The organism is Proteus sp. MB838, from assembly GCF_054767435.1.
Genome location: NZ_BAABMO010000034.1, coordinates 18,929 through 40,689, shown reverse-complemented (window position 1 = coordinate 40,689; position 21,761 = coordinate 18,929). Strand labels below are relative to the sequence as shown.

Sequence of the window (21,761 nt, the reverse complement as noted above, 5' to 3'; positions counted from 1 at the left end):
CTTGTTTGATGTTTGATGTTTGATGTTTGTTTTATTTCTATAGTAATAATAATATTGGTGAATAATAAACAAAATAAAAATAACATAATGCATTATTTTTATACTGCTAAAAAACAGAACATCTAAATAAAAAAGGACTACAATATAATCATAATCCTTATTGTTAATTAGAATAATATCTTTATATATCTAAAAGATCATTGTAACTTAATATACCCTCAAGTTTTATAAAGATAGTCGAATGATGGTCGTTATTGGCTGTTGAAATAGTTATTGTGGTTTTATTTGTATGAATATCATTATGTAAAACTTTTTCATTTTCATTTCCTGATAATTGTTCTACTCGTTTCATTTTTGATATATCGATTTTTTTATAATTTTGATCAACAAAAATAATTTTGTCTTCATTCGTATTAAAATCAAAAATTAAATTATAACTTTTAGCGCCTTTATAGCATAAGAAGTTAAAAGTATCATTTCCTTGTTCACCATATAATAGATTAGTACCTAATCCACAATAAAATATATCATTCCCTTCACCACCTTGAAGTTCATTTCGTCCTGCTTTTGATATCGAAAATAATAGATCATTGCCTTTACCGCCAATGAATGTATTATTTCCATAATAATCAACAAGGGTATCATCTCCATCACCACCAAAGAGTTTATCATTACCTTTATTTCCATAGAGGTAATCATTACCCATACTACCATGGAGAATATCATTACCCATACCACCATGGAGAATATCATCACCTATACCTCCATAGAGATAATCATTGCCTATATCACCATAGAGAATATCATTACCCATACCACCATAGAGGTGATCATTACCCAAACCACCATTGATAGTATCATTACCATCACCACCTATAAGTTCATTATTAGCACTATTTCCTATGATAGTATCATCGCCTTTACCACCAATAGCATTTTCAATAATCGTTTTGTAGGCAATAGAGATATTACTCCGTAACCCGCCAATATCTGAAAAGCTACCTTCATTTAGGTTAATAACTTGATTAACGGTATATAGGGAAAAGTCTAATGTATCAATTCCCCCCGAATCCCAAATACAACTTACTAATTTATCTTCTATGCTTTTTAAGGAGTAAGCGACACGTCCGGTATTAGAATGAAATCCATAGATATTATTTTCAAGGCGTGTGGTCATATTTTCGCCATAGAGCTGTTGCAATAATAATATATCTAATAGCATAAAGGTCATGGGATAAAGACCACCAAAATCAGCATGCTCTGAGGTTGGTATATCATAACCCATAACAGAATATTTCAATGAAGCTAATACATGATTTTTATCTTTATATTCTAAGTATTGCCAACTATGGCTTAGCCCGAGTGCATGACCAACTTCATGCAAAACAACTTTATAATGATATGTACCTGGCTGATATTTATTATTTTTTAGTGTTTCAATTAGAGTATTGGTTTTTTTTATTATCAGAACAGTACCATTATCTTTAAAATTGAAAGCATCACCAATATTACCTTCTGTTTTTATATAATTATCAAGATCATGTTGATGTATTATCTTATAATATTGGTGTGATGATAAATTTAAAAATATAGTTCCAGAGTATTGGTATTGTTCATCAATATTTATCTTTTTTATAGGGGTTGAATACCTGCTAGGATAGGTTGCAAAACCTCTGGTGGTATATGAAAATTCTATTGAACCATGACTAATATGAAAATCATCGTAAAAACCAAATTTTATATCGGCATCGAATTCTGGATTAGATGCAACAAACTTTGCTTGTGTTATATGGGCAATTTCATTAAGAATATCAGAAATAACTTCTTGTTGATGAGGATATATGGTTGTTTGTGTATTATAAAAATAAGGATGTATACTATTCTTATTTTTATTAATACTATTTTCTATATCCTCTATATCTTTTTCTAATTCAGCTATTCTACTTATTGAATATTTATTTCTATAATATTTTAATGAAGCGATTTCTTTTTCTTTTTTTTCCTTAAGATAGGTCAATTCATATACTTTAGCGGTATGTTTTATTGATTCTATTCTATCTTTTTCTGTTACTGAATATTTTTTATTTGAGTAATTTCTTTTTTTATCATAATCAGGAAATATATAAGTTATTTTGGTGATATTACTATGTGGTTGTTTAGGCCAACCATACATATAATTTATAACAATTTTACCATCAGGTAGATAGAAGTAAGTTGGTTTTTTTATTGAGTTAAAACTATTCATACTAAATCCTTTTACCAAAAGAGAATTTTCTATATTTCTTAATTTTATAATTAATGGATATATATATGGGAATAACTTTTATAAAACAAACTATTTATTAGTATGTTTTTAGTCGATTGCTATTAATTATTTATACGCATATTATGCTAGATTATTATTAATATAATAATTGATAGTTATTTATAGAGTAATAATTTAAATTTTTACAAATCATATGGTGAAATGTATTTATACCGCAAAGAGTTCATCGTGGTTAAATATACCGACAATCTCTATATGTACAATGGACTTATCATCGTTAGAAGATATTGAAACGTCTATGATGGTCTTGTTGGCTGGTTTGTTATAATTTAATGAAAATTCATTTTTATCTCCTGATAATTTATCAACTTTTTTCATTTTTGATATATCTATTTTTCTATAATCCCTAGTGAGCAAAGTTATTTTATCCTTGTTTTTTTCAAAATCCCAAATTGAACTATTGCTTTCAATGCCCTCATAGCAGAAAAAATTAAAGGTATCATTTCCTTGTCCACCGGTTACATTATGAGTTCCTGTGCCTAAATATATTTCATCATCACCTTCTCCCCCTTGAATGATATTTCTGCCTGGAAGCCCTCTATCCATTGATGCTACACAGATCCGATCATTACCCTTACCACCATTCAACATATTAGCACCATAATAATCAATAAGCATATCATCTCCATCATCACCATAGAGCACATCATTTCCCATTTCTCCGTATATAACATCGTTTCCAGAGCCACCATAAAATAAATCATTGCCATCACCGCCATAGAATAAATCATTGCCATCACCACCTATGAGGTTATTATCAAAAGGATTTCCTATGAGAGTATCATCACCTTTACCACCAATCGCATTTTCAATAATCGTTTTATAGGCAATAGAGATATTACTCCGTAATCCTCCAATATCTGAAAAACAGCCTTCATTGAGATTAATGACTTGATTAACGGTATATAGGGAAAAGTCTAATGTATCAATTCCACCCGCATCCCAAATACAGCTCACTAATTTATCTTCTATGCTTTTTAAAGAGTAAGCGGCGCGTCCCGTATTGGAATTAAATCCATAGGTATTATTTTCAAGGCGTGTGGTCATATTTGGGCCATAGAGATATTGTAATAATAATATATCTACTAGCATAAAGGTCATAGGATAAAGACCGCCAAAATCTGCATCTTTAATATCAGCAAATCCCATGCCCATAACTGTATATTTATATGTTTCAATTGCACTATTTTTTATATTTTTCAAATATGCATCTATGTGCTCTAGCCCTAGTGCATGACCTAATTCATGCAAAAAAACATAATATATTTGTGATCCTAGTTTGTGTTTACTTTTCATTGTTTCGTTGAGTAACACATCCGTACTTTTTATTATAGCAACTTGATTATTATCATGGTAATTATATAAATCGCCGATATTGGCCTCATTTTCTATATATTTATCAAGATTATCCCGTTTGACCCATTGATAAAAATCATGAGAAGCTAAATTAATAAATATGCTCTCAGAGAAATCATAACTTTCATTTTGCCCGATCTCTTTTATAGGTGTACCATTATAGTTAGGCTTACTAGCAAAGCCTACTGTTTCTCTCGTCATATAATAACCAGTTGCAAACTGCTTGTAATAGCCAAACTTTAAATTGGCATTTTTTTGTATAGGTACTCTAGTAAAAGTAAGGTCTGCGAAATCTGAAGCCAATTGTAAAATTTCTGTGACAACTTCTTGTTGATGAGGAAATATCGTCATTGTTGTAACGGAAAAATATAAAGGTATGCCTTTTTTTATCTCGTATCTTCTCTCGGTCTTTAATTTTATATCTTCATTTATTTCCTGAATTCTTTTTTTGGGATCCTCACTATCTTTAATGGCTTCTAGTTCTTTTTTTCTTTCCTTTATTTCATAATCTAATTTGTAATACTCTGCGATATTCTTTAGCGTTTCTTTTTTTTGACTTTCTGTTATCGGGTATTTCTTTCTTATATTTTCTGACCGATCACTGTAATTAGGAAATGTATAGGTGAGATGTGTTGTTCCATCTGTTGAATTTTTAGGCCAGCCAGATATAACCCCTGTTGATATAATCCCTTCAGATAAATAGAAAACAGTCGGTTTTTTAGTGTTTTTTATTAATTCCATATAATATCCTTTATTATTTAAAAATAAACTATTTGTGTGCTTATTATAAATGGTTTGCATTTTTATTATTTAATAATTTGCTAATTATTGTGTTTTTAATTTTTTATTTCTTTTTGAAAAAACACATGTCAGTATTTTGTTACATTATTATGTTGTTATATTATTAGTTGATTGTATTGTTAATAAGATAATATGTTTCCTGTTAAATAGAAAAGGCACTGCAATATGATTACAGTGCCTTTTCTATTTATTATTATTATGATAGTTCCCTGGTGAGGCTATCTTTTTGATAACACCTAATTTAAAACCTAATTTATGTTATCAGCTAGGTACTACTGCGATTTGTTTGATTTCTATGTGAAGAAGGTAATATTTTTTATTATCTATTTCCTTTAAACTATATATGGCTAAATTATTTGATGTCTATTTTTTATACATATTCTTTATCTTTGGTGGAGCAATAATAAAATGTCTTATATATCAAGAGAAAAGATAGATTACTTGTCCATTGGTCATCGACTGCGTGCTTATCGTATTGCCTCCTCATTAAAAGCTGAAGATGTAGCTGAAAGTTTAGGGATCTCCCGTGCCGCTGTCTATCGATTAGAAAAGGGTGAAATCGTTAAAATTGAGACATTAGATAATCTTGCTCGATTACTTAACACCTCATTAAGTAGCTTGTTAGGTATTAATACGGAGTATTACTCTAGCGCTAATGGTTTTTTTGAACGAATGCGCCAACTTGAAACACAATCTTCCCATATTTATACCCATTTCGAACCCTTTTCTTATTTATTAACCTCTGATTGTTATGATAAAACGCTTGTCGAAATGTTAACAGAAGCCTCTCCTGAAAATGCGCTAACAAAGAAGCAACAAGAAGTTTTATCTATTTTAAAAGAGCGTAAAAAGCATCAATCATTACACTCACCGCATATTTATAATTTAATTAGTCAACAGCAAATCGAAAAATTTCTTTATGTTGGTATGCTAGGCTCTGTTAATGTAAGTAAAGCCATTCAACAAGAAAGAAAACAACGCGCAAAACAAGAAATCAGCCATTTAATTGAAAAGTTAGAGCAAAAAAATAGTCATCTTAATATTGCGATTATTTCAGATACGATGCCATCTTTAACCTTTCAATTGTTTTATCAAAACAAAGCACCTCTCTCTTTAGCGGTTAGTCCATTTCGTTTAGGTGAATTTCCTAATGTAAGTACGGGTATTGCGACAGTATCTTCATCAACAGAAGCAATATTCCAATATCAATCTCTGTTTGATACGTTATGGGCAAAAGCAATAAAAAATGATGATGCCATTACACGCTTAAAAGAGATTATCAGTCATTATTGATTAGCTAGAACACCTAATGTTTCCGCTAAGATATCTGCAGCTATTGCAATATCACTAAACTCCGTAAATTCATCTGGGTGATGACTAATCCCCGCAACAGAGGGGGTAAAAATCATCGCTGTCGGGTATAAAGATGCCATATTCATTGAGTCATGACCGGCACCACTTAACATAGTCATATAATTGATATCGTGTTTTTGACAAATATTTTCAATAACTTGGCAAATTGAGTCATCCAGTTTTACTGGTGATTCAGCCGAAATAGGTTGCACTATTATTTTTACACCAAAATCTTTTTCTGCTTTCTCAACACTGTTTGTTAAACGCTGTACAACACGTTGAATACTGTCCGTATCAATACCACGAATATCCACGGAGAATTTTACTTGCCCTGGAATAACGTTCATCGAGTTTGGTATGACATTAAGTTTACCAATGGTACCTACGGTGCCGTATACCGCTTCCGTACAGGCAGCATGATTGATATCAGTAATAATACCCGCACTCGCCACTAACGCATCTTGACGTTGATACATTGGCGTTGCACCAGAGTGGTCTGCATGGCCATTTACGGTGACTGAAAAGCGTGTTGGCGCAGCGATACCATTGACAATTCCAATTGTTTTTTGATCGTTTTCTAGACGTTTACCTTGTTCAATATGTAATTCAACAAATGCACTATAACGGTCTGATTTAAGTAAACATTGATCTAAGTTTTCATGCTGATAACCAAGGGATTTTAAAACATCAAAGAAATTATTACCTTCATCATCTCTATTTTGTTCCCATCGAGTACGGTCAATTTTTCCTGTTAGCACTTTACTTCCGATACATGAAAACCCAAATCGGCTCGATTCTTCTGCTCGGAATACAATTAACTCTAGATCACGTTTCAGTTGTTGTGGTTTGTATTGCATCAAAGCATAAAAACCAGCAATAACTCCTAAGGCGCCATCATAAGCGCCCCCTTGGGGAACGGTATCAAGGTGAGAGCCTGTTCCTACGGCGGGTAATGTTCTATCTTGCCCCGGTAAGCGAGCGTAGAGTGTGCCAATACCGTCACGATAGACTTCAAGGCCTGCCTCTTTCATTACACTAGCAAGATAGAGATGGGCTGCTTCATCTTCTTCGCTATAGGCAATACGTGTTATCCCTTTGTCATGGTTATCTTTTTTATAAATTTGCATTGTTTCAATTAATGTTTTCATATCATTAATTGAAAAGTCTGTTGCTGTAATTGGTTGAGTCATAAGGTTATTCTCCGGTGTTTTCTGTAAAACTGTCTAAAAAATGAGACAAATAAAAGATTAAAAAAGCCATCTTTTATAGATGGTCTGCTATTTTTATAATCGTTACTTATTATATTTACTTCTCAGAATTTATTTCGTCAATGGTAAATAAGAGGGATTTTATATTCTGTGAGATAGGGCGTAATTAAAAAGAGATATATTTCTGACTTATTTCATAAATGAATCATTATTGTGTTAAAGATGTTATAAAAGATAAATAAAATAAGATGTTGTACTGATATTAATCTTTCTTATTTTTAATATAAATGAAAATTATTCTCACGGGGTATATTGGATGATATTCTCATCCAATATATTAATAATTAAATCTAGAAGAAGTATTTAAAACGTGCTCTTACACCATAACGATCTTTATCGCTATTTTCTATTTCAATATCTTTACCATTAATAACAGAATAATATGCACCTAAATAGATTTTAAAATTATCCATATCTAAAATATTAGGTAATTCATATGAGGAATAGAGAGTGTGGATATTATATTTCCCTGGGCCAAATATAATATCATTATTGTTATCATCATCACTATTAATAGTATATGACTTAATATTATTATGGGCATAGATATAGCCTAATTGTAATTTACGCCATAAAATATTAGTACCTGTTGTAAAGTCGTTCTCATCGTTAGCGTCTAAATAAGCGGTATTCCAATTTATTGTGACACCATTTTCAGGATTTTGTTGTAGATTGCTCCAGCCTAAAGTTAATCCATAACCGTTGCGTTTGGATTGATCTCTAAATTCACCCGTTTTTTTATCATCATAACCATAAGCATTATTGATAATATTTTTTTCTAAGGCTACAGCAACTTTAAAATTATTGTTATTCCATGCAATAACTGGGCGAAAATAAATAACATTTTTATTATTATATAGTTTATTTCCGTGATATTCCTTGTTAGCAAAAATAGACGTTCCATCTTCAATTAATAAATTAGTTTCAAAATACCAATTATTATATTGGCTATTAAACATCATGCTACCACCGCTATTGCTTCTCCCTCGACCTTCTTTCATCATGTAGATATAACCAAAGCCATCACTATAAGTATCATTTGCAGTGTTGCCTGAATATTCAACAAAAGTATCTTGATTAAGCGGGAACATGTCATAAGCTTCATAACGACCTAACTTAAATTGCCAACGCTCTTTTTTACCAAAATAAAAAGCGGCATCGTCGAGAGATACCTTACCATCAATATTTGCCAGAGGTTGAACAGTGAAGCCTGCATAATTTTTATTATCTAACAGACGCTCTCCGTCTAAGCCAATTAATATACGCCCATTGATCCCCCATTTATCATAATCGCCATAGTCTTTTTCTTTACCTGAGCGCATGTTAATGGAGGTTAGCTGACCTTTTTTACTTGCAATATCTGTATTAAATTCAACATCACCATATAACTTGAGTTTTCCATAACCGGTATTTGTTTCTATCAGCGATGACGGTGGCGCAGTTATAGTTTCGCTAGTTTGTGATAGATTGTTATTAAGCGCCTGATTTTGTTTTAACGCATTTTCTAACTTAGCGGCACGTTGCTCTGCTAACTCAGCTCTTTTTTCAGCGGCTAACGTTCTCTCTTCTAGTCGAGCTAAACGTTGTTCTATCGATAATTCATTTGTATTGGCGTGAGCAATTGTCGGCACGGCAATGCCGATACAAGTCGCTATCGCAAGGTGTTTGATGTTCATTGTTTATTCCTTATATCGGGAATAATGGAGGTTTATTATCCCCATGTTTTTTTATTAAAAAAGTGAATGAATATCTATTTCAGTTAATGAGTGAACAGCTAAATCTGCTTCTGGTAAGGGGCCGTCAGCAGTAACGCCAATTGCATACATGCCCGCTTGTTTAATCGATTGTATTCCAGCAATCGAGTCTTCAAATCCGATACATAAATGTGGTGGAATGTGAATAAACTCAGCCGCACGCAAAAATATTTCAGGATCGGGCTTGCCTTTTTTGAGTGTTTTAGGATCAACAATTGCCTTAAAATAATGCTTAATGCCTAATTTTTCTAATATGGTTGGGGCATTTTCTGAAGCTGATGCAATAGCACAAGGAATGTGATTATTGTTTGCTTGTTCTATTAGATCTAAAACACCCGGTAAAATATCTTTTGGAGTAATATTATTTAATAACTCAAGATAATATTTATTTTTTGTTTCTGTTAATGATTTTTTTTCATCCGCAGAATAAACATCACTTTTATTACCATGAGATAAAATAAGCTCTAATGACTCAATTCGACTTATTCCTTTTAATAAATGGTTAAACTCTTTGTCAAAATCAATTCCTATTTCATTAGATAGTTTTTTCCACGCAATATAGTGGTAATTGGCGGTATCAACAATTACGCCATCCAGATCAAAAATAAGACCTTTAGTCATTTTGCGTGTCTCCATTTAACTTTAATACTAATAACGTATTGGCGGTTAGCTTATGCGTTTGATGGTTAATTAAAATAGTACTGGGCTTATCACTTAAAATACTAATTTCTTTATGACTGAGATTAATTTGATATAAAGTAGAGCGATGCAATAATTTAAAGCTTAGTTTTTGCCATTGTTGAGGGAGTGAAGGGGTGATGGTCAACATATCCTGACGAATATCAACACCGGCATAAGCCATGATGGTGGTATTTAATGTTGCCGCCATGACACCAGTATGAATACCTTCGGCAGTTGTTCCACCTTGAATATCATTATAATCTGAATAAAGAGCATCTTGATAAAGTTGCCATGACAAATCATGTAACTGTATTTGTTCTGCGAGATAAGCATGGACAATGCGTGACAGTGTGGAACCATGAGAGGTTCTTTCTAAATAGTAATGTAGATTTTTTTCAGCAAAGTGCTTAGAAACTGAATAACCAAGAGAGGTAATTAGGGAATGTACGGTTTGCTTATCTAAGTTATTAAATAACATCAGGGTATCTGCTTGTTTAGCTACTTTGTAATCATCGGCAGATTTATTTTCTTTACGCAAAATTCTATCCATACGATAGATATTGCCGTATTTTTTTCGATAGCTTTCCCAATCCAGATCTTTTAATTGAAAATAACCTGAGAACTGTTCAATAATTTCATGAGCATCAATATTGATAGCAATACGATTTTTAACTTCTTGTATTTTATTGAAAACGCTAGATTGGCTGTTTAGCTGTTGTAATTTTTTAGAAAAACGATCATTGTTTATGAACATCTCTATTTGATTAAACAACCAAACCACCATTAAATTAGTGTATGCGTTATCTTTTAAGCCACCTTCAAGTGAGTCTGCGTATTTCTCATGAAATTCATCCGGCCCCATAACTCCATTAATATGAAAACGTTGATCGCCTTCATCCCACTGACATTGGTCTAACCAGAACAAGGTAATGTCATTGAGTAGTTCAAGTCCATACTGTTCCATAAATTGGTGATCATGAGTATTTAGCCAATATAGCCACACATTATAGGCAATCGCTAATGAGACATGACGTTGACGACAACTGTGGTCGGCATCCCATTGCCCTGATAAGGGGTTTAAATGCAGTGTCTGGGTTTGCTCACTACCATCATGCCCTGATTGCCAAGGGAACATAGCACCTTGAAATCCTTCTGCTCGTGCCGCAAGACGCGCAGCAGGTAGCCTGTGGTAACGATATAGTAATAGTTGGCGTGCGGTTTCAGGGAGGTGCATAATATAAAATGGCAGAATAAAGATCTCATCCCAGAAAATATGGCCTCGATAGGCTTCCCCGTGTAACCCTCGGGCGGTGACTGAAACATCTAATTGATGTTGCTGATTGCTAAATGGTGATGCGGATGACAGTAAATGGAAGGTATGTAAGCGTAGTAATTTTTGGGTCATCAGATCGCCAGAAATCGAGATATCGGCACTATCCCATAACGTTTGCCACGCTTTTTGGCTATTTATCAATTGGCTGTGTAAAGGTTGTTGTTCCCAATTAACCACATCTTGCCATGAGTCTGGGTAAGCCGTAGAGGTTGTTACAGCAACACATTTTTCAAGTTGATAGGTGGTATTTTGTTGAGCGTTGAAGGTGATGGTTTGTTCAACAAGCGTATCTGAAACATGACAAACAATATCTTCATTTGCAAAGAAATCACCACTTATTGTTGACGATAATCCGATCCCTATTTTTGACTGATCTGTTTGAGCTAATATAAATGCGTGTTGCTTATTCGCTCCAGTTTGTAACACATGATAATGATGGGGATTAAGGCTACGGTAGCGTTGTACACCGTAATTATAAGTATTTCCTTCTAGGCGAGTTATAACCGTTATCTCACCTGAGAAATTTAATGGTTTAAAGGTATATAAAATGGCGTAATGTGACATATCAGCCATATTGGCAAATTTTGTACAATGAATATCAAGTTGCTGTCCTTCAGGGGTTTCTACACGCCATTGGCTAGTGAATACACCCGTTTTTAAATCTAATTGACGTGTTAAATGGTGTGTTATCAGTTGCTTTGGATGAAGATATTCTCCCTTACCAATTTTAAGAGAAATAAATTGTCCATTAGGTGCATTAACAAAATCTTCATTAATCACCTGATGGTTTTCTATTTGTGAACTTGCTTGATTATATAGGCCAGCAATATAGGTAGCGGGGTAGTGCTCATCACTTATAGTCATTTCGGGCAAAGTTCCTCTTAACCCAATATAACCATTGGCCGTAGTTAAGAGAGACTCTTGGCAATATTCATCTTTTCCTGTTTCTAAGCCTGAATATTCAATTGACCAAGCAAAGTTATTGGCAACTGTAACCATTTTTTCTTCTAAATCATGATGATGTTCAAGCTGCGCTTTATTGATATAAATAAAAGGTTTATTAAATATTTCAGTAAAGAAATTTGATAAATTTATTACTTTATTATCAATGGTTTTAATAATAGCGCTATCCGATTTATTACTTGTCGAATATATCAAACCACCTTGAGCAGAGTTAAATTTATGATTAATAGCTTTAGCCATATTTAGCCAATCAAGGTAATGGCTATTTGTGGTATTAAATGAATAATGGCTTTTTTCTGAAAGATATTTAATGGTGATATCAGTATCAGAAAGAATAACAGAGATATAATTCATGTTTAACCTTTAGTTTGAGATTAAATTAATCGACTTGCAAGGTGCCTGCTTTTTCTTTATAGCGATAGACCAGAATGGTTAATCCAATAGGGACGACAATAGCCACAATCATTGCTAATAAATAAACTAACCAATAAGTAGGTTGGATAGATAAAATACCGGGTAATCCGCCGACACCAATACCATTAGATAGCACATTATTTAATCCACAAATCAAACCCGCTAGCGCAGCGCCAATCATGGCGCACAGCATAGGAAAGCCATATTTTAAGTTGACGCCATACATGGCCGGCTCTGTCACACCTAAATAAGCAGAGATAGCTGCCGGAATAGTAATTTCTTGTTCATTTAATTTGCGGCTAACGATAATAATGCCTACAACGGCGGATGCTTGAGCAATATTAGACAGAGCGATAATCGGCCAAATAGGTGTACCGCCATAACTTTGAGTCATTTGTAAATCTATCGCTAACGTTGTGTGATGTAAGCCGGTGATCACCATGGGGGAATAGAAAAAGGCAAAAATAGTTGAACCAATAGGGGCAAAATCACCTAACATTAAAAACTTGATCAGTTGGGCGAGACCATCACCTATGCTTCTACCGATAGGGCCTAAAATAACATGGGCAACAAAAACGGCGACAATAAGGGTTACAATCGGCACAATAACTAATTTTAGGTAATCAGGGATAAAACGACGTAATTTAGTCTCAAACCATCCCAGAAATAGTCCCGCTAAAATCGAAGGGATCACTTGGGCTTGATAACCTACTTTCTCAATAGTAAATAAACCAAAATTCCAAACTTCAGGAAGTTGTGAACCTAAATTGTAAGCATTCATTAGCTGTGGAGAAACTAAGGTTATACCTAGTACGATACCTAGTGCAGGTGTACCGCCCATCTTTTTTACACTCGACCAGCAAATACTTACAGGCAGAAAATGGAAGATGGCTTCACAAGGTAACCAGAGAAAATCATATATTGGTGTTAACCAAGGATAAAAATAAGTGAGGGGTTTATTATCTGATATAGGCATTTCGCCAATAACATTTCTTAATCCTAACAATAAACCGCCGCAAATTAAGATAGGTAATAATGGAACAAAAATTTCGGCTAAATTGGCAATCAGCTTTTGCCAGGATCCCATATTCTTTTTCGCGTCAGATTTTATATCATCTTTAGATTTAGCTTTTAATGAAAGCTTATCAATTAATAATTTATAGTAGATATCAACATCCATACCAACAATAACTTGAAATTGACCCGCATTATTAAAACAGCCTTTAACAAAAGATATTTTTTTAATTTTATCTATATCAGCGAGATTGGGATCATTCAGAACAAAACGTAATCTGGTTAGACAGTGTGAAACGCTAATAACATTATCTGAACCTCCAACAAGAGTAATTAACTCTTCAATGGCTTGGTTGTTTTGAGGTATCGACATATTAATATTCTCATAATAGTAGGGTTATTTTTAATATATCGAGATCTTTCTTTTTATCCAATGGGAACGTTCCCATAACAAGATAAAGATCACAGTTAATGATCATTAATTTATTTGATCATGGGTTTAAGTCATGACTTGATATAATGATTTTTTGTGCAGGAATATTTTTTTCTAGCATTTGTATCAATATGTTAGCAGCTTCTTGTCCACTTTCTCTAAAACCTAATCGATAGAATTTAGTTTGAGGAAATAAAAAGGTGAGTAGATCATTACGACCGATGCAGGCCACCTCAATATGATCTATTTTCTGTTCGGCTAAATATTTTTGTACACCAAAGGCCAGAGAGTCGGTCGCACATAAAATAGCTTGAGGCTTGCTTGCTAATGCTTGTTTGGCAAGTAAATAGCCACTTTGATAATTAAGTTCACCAAGTTGAGCTTGAGATATTAATTGATGTTGCTGGCAATATTGAAGATAAGTTTGATAACGTAATAAACCCGTTGTTTCATCATTAATTTGGATCCCGATAAAACTTATATGTTGATAATGTTTGTCTTGATGGAAATAATGCATTAAAGCGTTAACAGCTCGTTCATCGTCATGACAAATGGAAACAAAACCTTCTAGTGGCCTTGCTATAACAACCATTTTTTGTTTCCAACTTGCTAAGTTAGCCGCATTGATCCCTGAAAATGCAAATAATATTACGCCATCGATTTTCTGGTGGGCGAGCATTTTTAAGTTTTCTTCTACTTTGGCTTGGCTAAATTGGCTTTCTAAAATAATAGGATCAATGTTGTTTTGATAAAGGATCGGTAATATGGCACTAACCGCTTGATTTTCTGCATAAGAATCCAGGCGAGTGACGATAATACCAAAAGAACGATTAGAGTATCCCCGCATTGCTCGTGCAGATTTTGACGGCGTGAATTTATATTTCTCAATAATTGAGTTAACTTTTTTCCTTGTTTCTTCATTAACCATAGGATCTTGATTAAGTACTCTTGAAACAGTCGATTTGCCCACACCACAAAGTTTGGCTATATCATTGATTGTTAACTTTTTTTTATTAGTATCTGTCATGAGCGTTTTTCTGTATTTATCTGCTGTGTGATAAAGTTATTGTAGTTTTAGCAGGTTGTTTTCCACAAGTGATTCTTTTACTGTTTGATTTAGTCTAAAAATTGTACGCAGATACTACCACAATCGTAAAAAAGAGAATTTTATATTTGTCTTTTTTGTATACTAATAACAATAAAATGAGTATACATTGTTAGATGAGAATAAATAACCACCATCGTTTTGACTAAAAACAGAAAGACTTCTTTGCCAACCTTCTTTTACATATAAATTGGGAATTATTTTATTGATAATTTCACTGTTATTATCGTTAATAAGGATCTGTGTAGATGCTAGCTTGTAGCTAGTTTTCAGTTTGGTTATATCAAAAAAAGATTTTCTATATACTGGGATCAAATCGCCGTTATAATCAATAACACCTCGAATACTTGCCCATCCTTGCTCCTCCCCTAAAGTAAACATTAATTCTAAATTAGCTTTAGTATCCTCTTTATCATAAATAATTAACTTTGCTTCACAATTTATTACATTTTCTTTTTCTTGATTGAAGTAAAAACTAAAATAAATCATTAAACTTAAAATGATAACTAATACACTAATAGCACTATATTTTTTCATTTTTTATTATCCAATACATAAATAGATACACATTGATTATGCAAGAAATTAATAGGACTAAACTTTTTTTTACATAATATTAATGATGTTCGTGAATAAGAATCACTTTCAGTTATATAGATGAAGTTATAATCTGAATAACTAGAAATATAATTATCAATTAAATTTTCTTTTTCCTCATTTAATATTTCTTTATTACAAAATAAATTATATTTTTTATATGTTCCGCAGTTACTATAGTTATATAATTTATGTTTTCTACTATCTAGGTAATTAAAAGTAAAAATAACAACAAAAAATAAGACTATCAATGTAAATATAATAATAAATAATTTCTTTTTTGATAAAGATATGCTTGTTTTTTTTATTGATGATAAAGAATGATCTTTATTATTAATATTCGTATTTATATCTTCTTCTATTTCTTTTTTTATGTGAGGAATATCACTAATTTTATGTTCATTGATTAATTTTATATCTTGAATATTATTGTCAGATAGTTTTTCAATACTAATATTGTGATTAATGATATACCCTTTTCGAGGAACGGTGATGACAATCTCATCATCGATATCTAGCTCATTAAATGCTTTTCTTAATAAAAGAATATTTTGATAGAAAGCGCTATTAGTTATAAATTTTTCTTTATCTCCCCAGCCAATTCTAAATAATTCTCGTTGCGTAACTAATTCATTAACGGTAATAAGATGTATTAGCATTTTAGATGAAGGTGCTAAAATTTTCTTTTCTTTATTGAGTTTTTTTGAAAATAATAAATTTTTATCGCTATAAAATATAATGTCATCATTAATTAGATACATAGTGCCGCCAATACGTCATTTGGATATTTATTCTTCTTAACACTAGAAAAGGAGTATTTTTTATATATAAAGCTAAAAAATTATTTTTTCAAGTTAAAAAAACTAAAAAATTTGTTTATCGCATTTTAATACATTTAAATAACAATTAGAAACTTACTGGTAACAAATAAAGCAAGATATCTATTTATTTATTCGTATAGATTAACTATGTGAATTTTATTATTTAATATTATAAGTCTCTATAATCTTTAGGAATTACCATTATTTAAATTTATTTATAATGGGGGTGTTACTCAGGGAATTAGTGGAAAGCTTTTATAAATAAATTGGTATTGGAATTAAATTTATTTAAAATGAGTAAAATCACTTCTAAAATTAAAGTTAAATAAATCAATTAAGTTGATTTTGGTTTTTATCTAACATATTGATATTTATGTTGTTTTTTGTGAATTTTATGAGTTTTGTAGTTTTTTTGCTAACACGCATTGTAATAACTCATGTAGCATTTATTGCATCAACAACATTGCGAAACAAAGTTAAAAGTTAGTTTTAATAAAATACAATCATAAAGCAGTAACTGGCATGCTCGTATTTTAGCATGATATATCCCATTTTTATAAAGCTAATAGAAAATAGATTATGGAAAGAGAAAAATACGAAATTGATAAAACTTACGATACTAAAGCTATTCATCAATACTTAGGGAAAGAGATCCGTTCAAAAAGAAAAGCGATAGGACTAACAGGTGAAGATTTAGCTAAAAAGTTAAATGTCAGTCAACAGCAGGTATCTAGATATGAAACAGCAGAGTCAAAAATAAGCTTTGAGAAGCTATTGTTAATATCTGATGTTCTAGATCTTAATATTCAATATCTATTAAAAGTTATCATTAGTGATAAATTTAAAATTATTTCTGATGATTAGCTTTAAATTAAATTCTATGGACAAGATTTCAATATGGATATTTATATTTTTAATAGGGATGCGTGAATAAGGATATTCTTTTATGAGATAGCCTATCTCAATGTCGGTAAATACTAAAATAGTCAAATATAAAGGAAATGATGTATGAAATTTAATAAAATAGCATTAACTGTTCTATTAGCTACTTCCGCTATTTCTTTAAATGCTATGGCTGATAATTCTAATACAGGTGTTATCAAGTTTAGTGGTACTGTTGTAAATACTCCATGTAATATTGATCAAGAATCATTAGAGCAAGATGTTAAGTTTGGCCAGTTATCTCGCAAATCATTAGAATCTGGTCAGGCCGCGGAGAAGGAGTTTTCTATAAAATTTACTAATTGTAATTTTGATGAGTTTAGTAAAGATGCTTCAGGTAACCCTGTACCAGTTAAAACCATGAATATGGTATTTACTGGTCAAAATTATGCTGATGCGGGTAAAACATTGTTAGCGACATCTACAGGAAATACAAATAATTTAGGTATTGCAATCGATGGTTTTGAATTTGGTAAGCCAACAGATGTTCTATCACGAATTGTTAATAAAATTGGTGATAATACTTTAACATTTAAAGCATTAGCAAAAGTCGTCGATCCATCTAAAGAGGTGGTAGAAGGTACATTTAGCGCGATCTCTAATTTCCGCATTACTTACGAATAATTTAATTAAGCTCCACCAATAGCACTATATATTAGTGGAGCTATTTTTATTTTAATAGAAAAGGTAATAGTAATGGAGATCTTTTTATATAAATACTGCCATAATTTAATAACTATTCTCATGAGTGTTTTTTCATTTTTTATAAATGCCCAAGCGAATGAATTAAATTATCGCTATGAAGGGATCACCTATATGTCAGGTTCTATCATATCAACACCATGTTCTATTGTTATGTCAAATCAATATCAGGTGATTGATTTCTCTTCGTTGACTATCCCCATGCTTTCTTCTGATATTTTCTTAGAAGAAAAAGAAAAACCTCTGACTATTGAATTAATAAATTGTGGTAATTTGTTTTCTACTATCGATAGTAAGACTTGGAATATCCAATTTAATGGATATGTTTCATCGAATTTAGATTCTTTTTTATTAACAGGACCTTCACGAGGGCTAAGTATATCTATATTGGATAAAGACAAAAGTTTAATTTATCCAAATAAAATCTATTCATTAAAAAATAGTGTATTACGAACAAGTAATAAACAAGATCGACTTTATTTACAGTTTTTTTTACAGTTAGGATTGACTGGGGAATATATTCAAGCTGGTGATTATCAAGGAATAATAAGTTTCTTTATAGATTACCAGTAATATTTTATATGTAAATTTATTAAAAGTATAATATTTCTATGATGGATAAATATGATTATGCTCAATATTAAAAAAATAAGGATCTTTGTCGCTTTGGTCATTAGTATTAATTCTATGTGCACACATGCGATAGAGTTTAATACCGATGTACTGGATGCCGTAGATGTTGAAAATATTGATATTAGTCAGTTTTCTAACGTGGGATATATTATGCCTGGAGAGTATGAGCTTTCAATAATAAAAAATGGACAAAGCTTAGGTGAACAACAGAAAATTAAAGTGATACCTAATATAGATATTTTTCAACAACCATTTCATGCTATTTGTTTACCTAAAAATATTCTAGAGCTATTAGATTTAAAGGATTCATCTAAAAAATTAGTTAATTATTATGATAGTAATCAATGTATTGATCTTTCTAATTTAACGGGCAGTCAGATGAATATTGACTTATCCAGCTTATCTCTTAAATTAACCATCCCACAATATTGGTTAGAATATCAAGATAGTTATTGGGTACCTCCTGCTCATTGGGAGGAGGGGATTAATGGTGCATTTATTGATTATAGCGCAAATGTTTTAGCTACAGAGTATGCAAATAATGATAAGCAAATTTATTTATCGACTAATGGTACTGCTGGAATAAATTTAGGTGCATGGCGTTTTAGAGGTGATTACAGTGCGACTTATCAAAGAAATAAAGAGAAAAATAGCCAATATGAAAATCGTACTTTTGATTTTAATCGATTGTATGCGTTTATCTCATTAAAGAAATTAGCATCTCTGCTTTCTGTTGGTGAAAATTATTTTTATTCGGATATTTTTGAGTCTTGGCAATATAGTGGTATTTCTTTAGAAAGTGATGACAGAATGTTACCTCCTAAATTGGTAGGGTATGCGCCTGAAATCACAGGCGTAGCAAATACGAATGCGACAGTCACAGTTCGTAATAAAGATAGGATATTATTAGAAACGACAGTACCGCCGGGACCATTTCGTATCCAAACGCTAGACAGTGGTGTGAAAGGTGTTTTAGATGTAACAATCCGAGAAGAAGATGGTGAAGAACGTCAGTTTAGTTTAAATACAGCATCATTACCTTATTTAACTAGGCCAGGTAGATTGGTTTATAAATTAGTGATGGGGAAAACACGTTATGATAATCATCGGGTGACTGGTTCTCCAGTTATTGGTGGTGAATTCTCTTATGGCTTAAATAATGCTTGGTCCTTATATGGTGGTTCTCAATTAAATAAGAATTATAAATCTTTCGCAATAGGTATAGGGCGTGATTTATTTAAATTTGGTGCATTATCATTAGATATTACACAATCGATTTCTCGATTATCAGATTGGAAAATACAAGGACGCTCTTATCGATTAAATTATGCCAAATCTTTTGATGATATTCGTACAGATATAACATTTGCTGGATATCGCTTTACTGATAGAAATTATCGTACATTGAGTCAATTTATGGATGAAAAGAGAACAGGATATACAGGACTTTCACCGAAAGAAAATTATCAGGTCTATTTAAATAAATATTTTGATAAATTTAGTATATCGCTAAATTATCAATATAGTACATATTGGCGGGATAATAATCAGAGTCAATATGGAGTATATGCAAGTACAAATATTAATTTACCTTGGCTATCAACTCATGATGTCAATTTATCATTATCTGCAACAAGAACTGAGCGAGGAACTGGATATCAAGATGATGCTATAAATTTATATTTATCTATTCCATTACATAATAATCAAAGCATTAGTTATTCAGAAAACTACTCTCGCTCGGGTGGTTATAACCAATATAGCCATAATATTGGTTATAACAGATATGGCGATACTGATAATTATAATATTAGTCTTGGTTATAATAATGGCAATAACTTAAATAGCCAATCTAGCATCAGTGGATATTATTCTAAAAACTTATCACAGGCTGATATGACGGTGAATGCTAGTTATGTTCCTCATTTGTATCGTAGTTTTGGAGGATCTATGAATAGCGGTATGACGATAACTTCTCATGGTGTTGCATTACATAGATCTTCTAATGGTGATACTAGAATTATGATTGAAACACCTGGAGTAAGCGGTGTCCCTCTTGATAATGGAATAATATCGACAAACTTTATGGGACTTGCAGTTATTCCTACGGTAAGTAGTTATAGAAAAACAACGACAACTATTAATACCAGTAAATTACCAGATAATTTAGATACATTGGGAGCATCGACAGATATTACGTTAACTAAAGGGGCAATAGGTTATCGAAAATTAGAAGTAATGAAAGGTGAAAAATTGTTTGTTGTTATTAAATTAAATAATGGTAAAACACCGCCTTTTGGCGCTAGCGTTCGTAATGAGCAAAACAGAGAGCTGGGTATTATTGGGGAAGATGGAGTGACTTGGATAGTGGGTGTTTCACCACAAGAGAAACTATCTGTTTACTGGAATGGTGAAAAGCAATGTTATTTAGAATTACCAAACACGCTTGATCCAACCGCTAATATGTTGTTATTACCATGTACTTTAACTTATTAAAATTATAAGGAATTATATGAAATATTCTACTTTAGCAATGCTAATTATTAAAATGGTTATTACAACTTGCTTGACAATATCTTTTTTTTCATATGGAGCAGTTACTTTAGATCGTACTCGAATAATATTTCCAGGGAATGAAAATGCTGTAAATATTACTATTATTAATGATAACCCAGAAGAGGCTTATTTAGCACAAAGTTGGATTGAAGATATTAATGGCAATAAATTAACTAAAGGAGCAATATTGGCAACGCCACCATTACAACGGGTTGAGCCTAAAAGAAATAGCCTCGTTAGATTAAGTAAAACGCCGGAAATTGCTAATCTGCCTAAAGATAGAGAATCTATTTTCTATTTTAATTTACGTGAAGTTCCACCTAAATCAAAAAGTGCTAATACCTTACAAATTGCACTACAATCTCGTGTCAAGCTATTTTATAGGCCTGAGGGTATTTTAAACGAAGCTGAGACTAAATGGCCACATAAAATTACTTTAACAAGAATTAGTAAAGGCTATATCATTAATAATGAAACACCATTTTATTTAACCGTAATAGGTATTGGTGATGATAAAGGTAGTGCTGAAAATAGTGATTTTAAAGTGATTATGGTAGAGCCAAAGTCGCAAGAGGAAATTATCGCTAAATTTATAAAAAAACCACATCTAACTTATATTAATGATTATGGTGGAAAACCAACTTTAGTATTTAATTGTCAAGATGATACTTGTAAAGTTATTGATGAAAAATAGTTATTATAAACAGGT

At 31.8% G+C, this 21,761-nt stretch carries 16 protein-coding genes; 6 read left to right on the top strand and 10 right to left on the bottom strand.

Going from position 1 to position 21,761, the window contains the following annotated elements:
• Positions 1-181: 181 nt before the first annotated feature.
• Together ACYUCW_RS14125 and ACYUCW_RS14120 are read right to left on the bottom strand one after the other, a co-directional pair.
• Positions 182-2,245, bottom strand: coding sequence for a M10 family metallopeptidase (locus ACYUCW_RS14125; protein ID WP_460408839.1), 2,064 nt, complete (start codon positions 2,243-2,245; stop codon positions 182-184).
• Between the two features lie 228 nt (positions 2,246-2,473).
• Positions 2,474-4,423, bottom strand: coding sequence for a M10 family metallopeptidase C-terminal domain-containing protein (locus ACYUCW_RS14120; RefSeq protein ID WP_460408837.1), 1,950 nt, complete (start codon positions 4,421-4,423; stop codon positions 2,474-2,476).
• Positions 4,424-4,891: 468 nt separating this feature from the next.
• Between ACYUCW_RS14120 and ACYUCW_RS14115 the strand changes: the two genes are divergently transcribed.
• The gene (locus tag ACYUCW_RS14115) at positions 4,892-5,776 is read left to right on the top strand and encodes a helix-turn-helix domain-containing protein (RefSeq protein ID WP_004244894.1); all 885 of its coding nucleotides are present in this window, start codon (positions 4,892-4,894) and stop codon (positions 5,774-5,776) included.
• Here ACYUCW_RS14115 and ACYUCW_RS14110 read toward each other — a convergent pair.
• The 8 genes from ACYUCW_RS14110 to ACYUCW_RS14075 all read right to left on the bottom strand — a co-directional run bounded on the left by ACYUCW_RS14110 (position 5,770) and on the right by ACYUCW_RS14075 (position 16,159).
• A complete protein-coding gene (locus ACYUCW_RS14110) occupies positions 5,770-7,026 on the bottom strand; it encodes a Zn-dependent hydrolase (protein WP_004247342.1) in 1,257 nt (418 codons plus the stop codon). The genes ACYUCW_RS14115 and ACYUCW_RS14110 overlap by 7 nt on opposite strands.
• A gap of 368 nt (positions 7,027-7,394) precedes the next feature.
• On the bottom strand, positions 7,395-8,780 hold the full coding sequence (locus tag ACYUCW_RS14105) for a carbohydrate porin (protein ID WP_004247343.1): 1,386 nt from the start codon (positions 8,778-8,780) through the stop codon (positions 7,395-7,397).
• Between the two features lie 54 nt (positions 8,781-8,834).
• Positions 8,835-9,479 carry a beta-phosphoglucomutase gene (gene pgmB / locus ACYUCW_RS14100; protein WP_004252426.1) on the bottom strand — a complete coding sequence of 215 codons (645 nt, stop codon included), beginning with the start codon at positions 9,477-9,479 and terminating at the stop codon, positions 8,835-8,837.
• Positions 9,472-12,189: a glycoside hydrolase family 65 protein gene (locus ACYUCW_RS14095; RefSeq protein WP_460408835.1), complete on the bottom strand. Its 2,718-nt coding sequence runs from the start codon at positions 12,187-12,189 to the stop codon at positions 9,472-9,474. Before ACYUCW_RS14095 ends, pgmB begins: the two co-directional genes overlap by 8 nt.
• Before the next feature lie 25 nt (positions 12,190-12,214).
• Positions 12,215-13,636, bottom strand: coding sequence for a PTS trehalose transporter subunit IIBC (gene treB / locus ACYUCW_RS14090; RefSeq protein ID WP_049198675.1), 1,422 nt, complete (start codon positions 13,634-13,636; stop codon positions 12,215-12,217).
• A 118-nt stretch (positions 13,637-13,754) separates the two neighbouring features.
• Entirely contained in the window at positions 13,755-14,723 is a 969-nt protein-coding gene (treR, locus tag ACYUCW_RS14085) for a trehalose operon repressor TreR (protein ID WP_049198678.1), read from the bottom strand.
• A 162-nt stretch (positions 14,724-14,885) separates the two neighbouring features.
• The gene (locus ACYUCW_RS14080; RefSeq protein WP_004244887.1) at positions 14,886-15,338 is read right to left on the bottom strand and encodes a hypothetical protein; all 453 of its coding nucleotides are present in this window, start codon (positions 15,336-15,338) and stop codon (positions 14,886-14,888) included.
• Entirely contained in the window at positions 15,335-16,159 is an 825-nt protein-coding gene (locus ACYUCW_RS14075) for a winged helix-turn-helix domain-containing protein (RefSeq protein ID WP_036919879.1), read from the bottom strand. The genes ACYUCW_RS14080 and ACYUCW_RS14075 overlap by 4 nt, the downstream gene beginning before the upstream one ends.
• Positions 16,160-16,798: 639 nt before the next feature.
• Between ACYUCW_RS14075 and ACYUCW_RS14070 the strand changes: the two genes are divergently transcribed.
• The 5 genes from ACYUCW_RS14070 (at position 16,799) to ACYUCW_RS14050 (ending at position 21,746) form a co-directional block, all read left to right on the top strand.
• Positions 16,799-17,083, top strand: coding sequence for a helix-turn-helix domain-containing protein (locus tag ACYUCW_RS14070; RefSeq protein WP_004247348.1), 285 nt, complete (start codon positions 16,799-16,801; stop codon positions 17,081-17,083).
• Between the two features lie 144 nt (positions 17,084-17,227).
• A complete protein-coding gene (locus ACYUCW_RS14065; RefSeq protein WP_163748864.1) occupies positions 17,228-17,785 on the top strand; it encodes a fimbrial protein in 558 nt (185 codons plus the stop codon).
• Positions 17,786-17,857: 72 nt separating this feature from the next.
• Positions 17,858-18,436: a fimbrial protein gene (locus ACYUCW_RS14060; protein WP_049198682.1), complete on the top strand. Its 579-nt coding sequence runs from the start codon at positions 17,858-17,860 to the stop codon at positions 18,434-18,436.
• Between the two features lie 51 nt (positions 18,437-18,487).
• Entirely contained in the window at positions 18,488-20,992 is a 2,505-nt protein-coding gene (locus ACYUCW_RS14055; RefSeq protein ID WP_049198684.1) for a fimbria/pilus outer membrane usher protein, read from the top strand.
• A gap of 16 nt (positions 20,993-21,008) precedes the next feature.
• A complete protein-coding gene (locus tag ACYUCW_RS14050; protein ID WP_004244879.1) occupies positions 21,009-21,746 on the top strand; it encodes a fimbria/pilus periplasmic chaperone in 738 nt (245 codons plus the stop codon).
• Positions 21,747-21,761 lie beyond the last annotated feature (15 nt).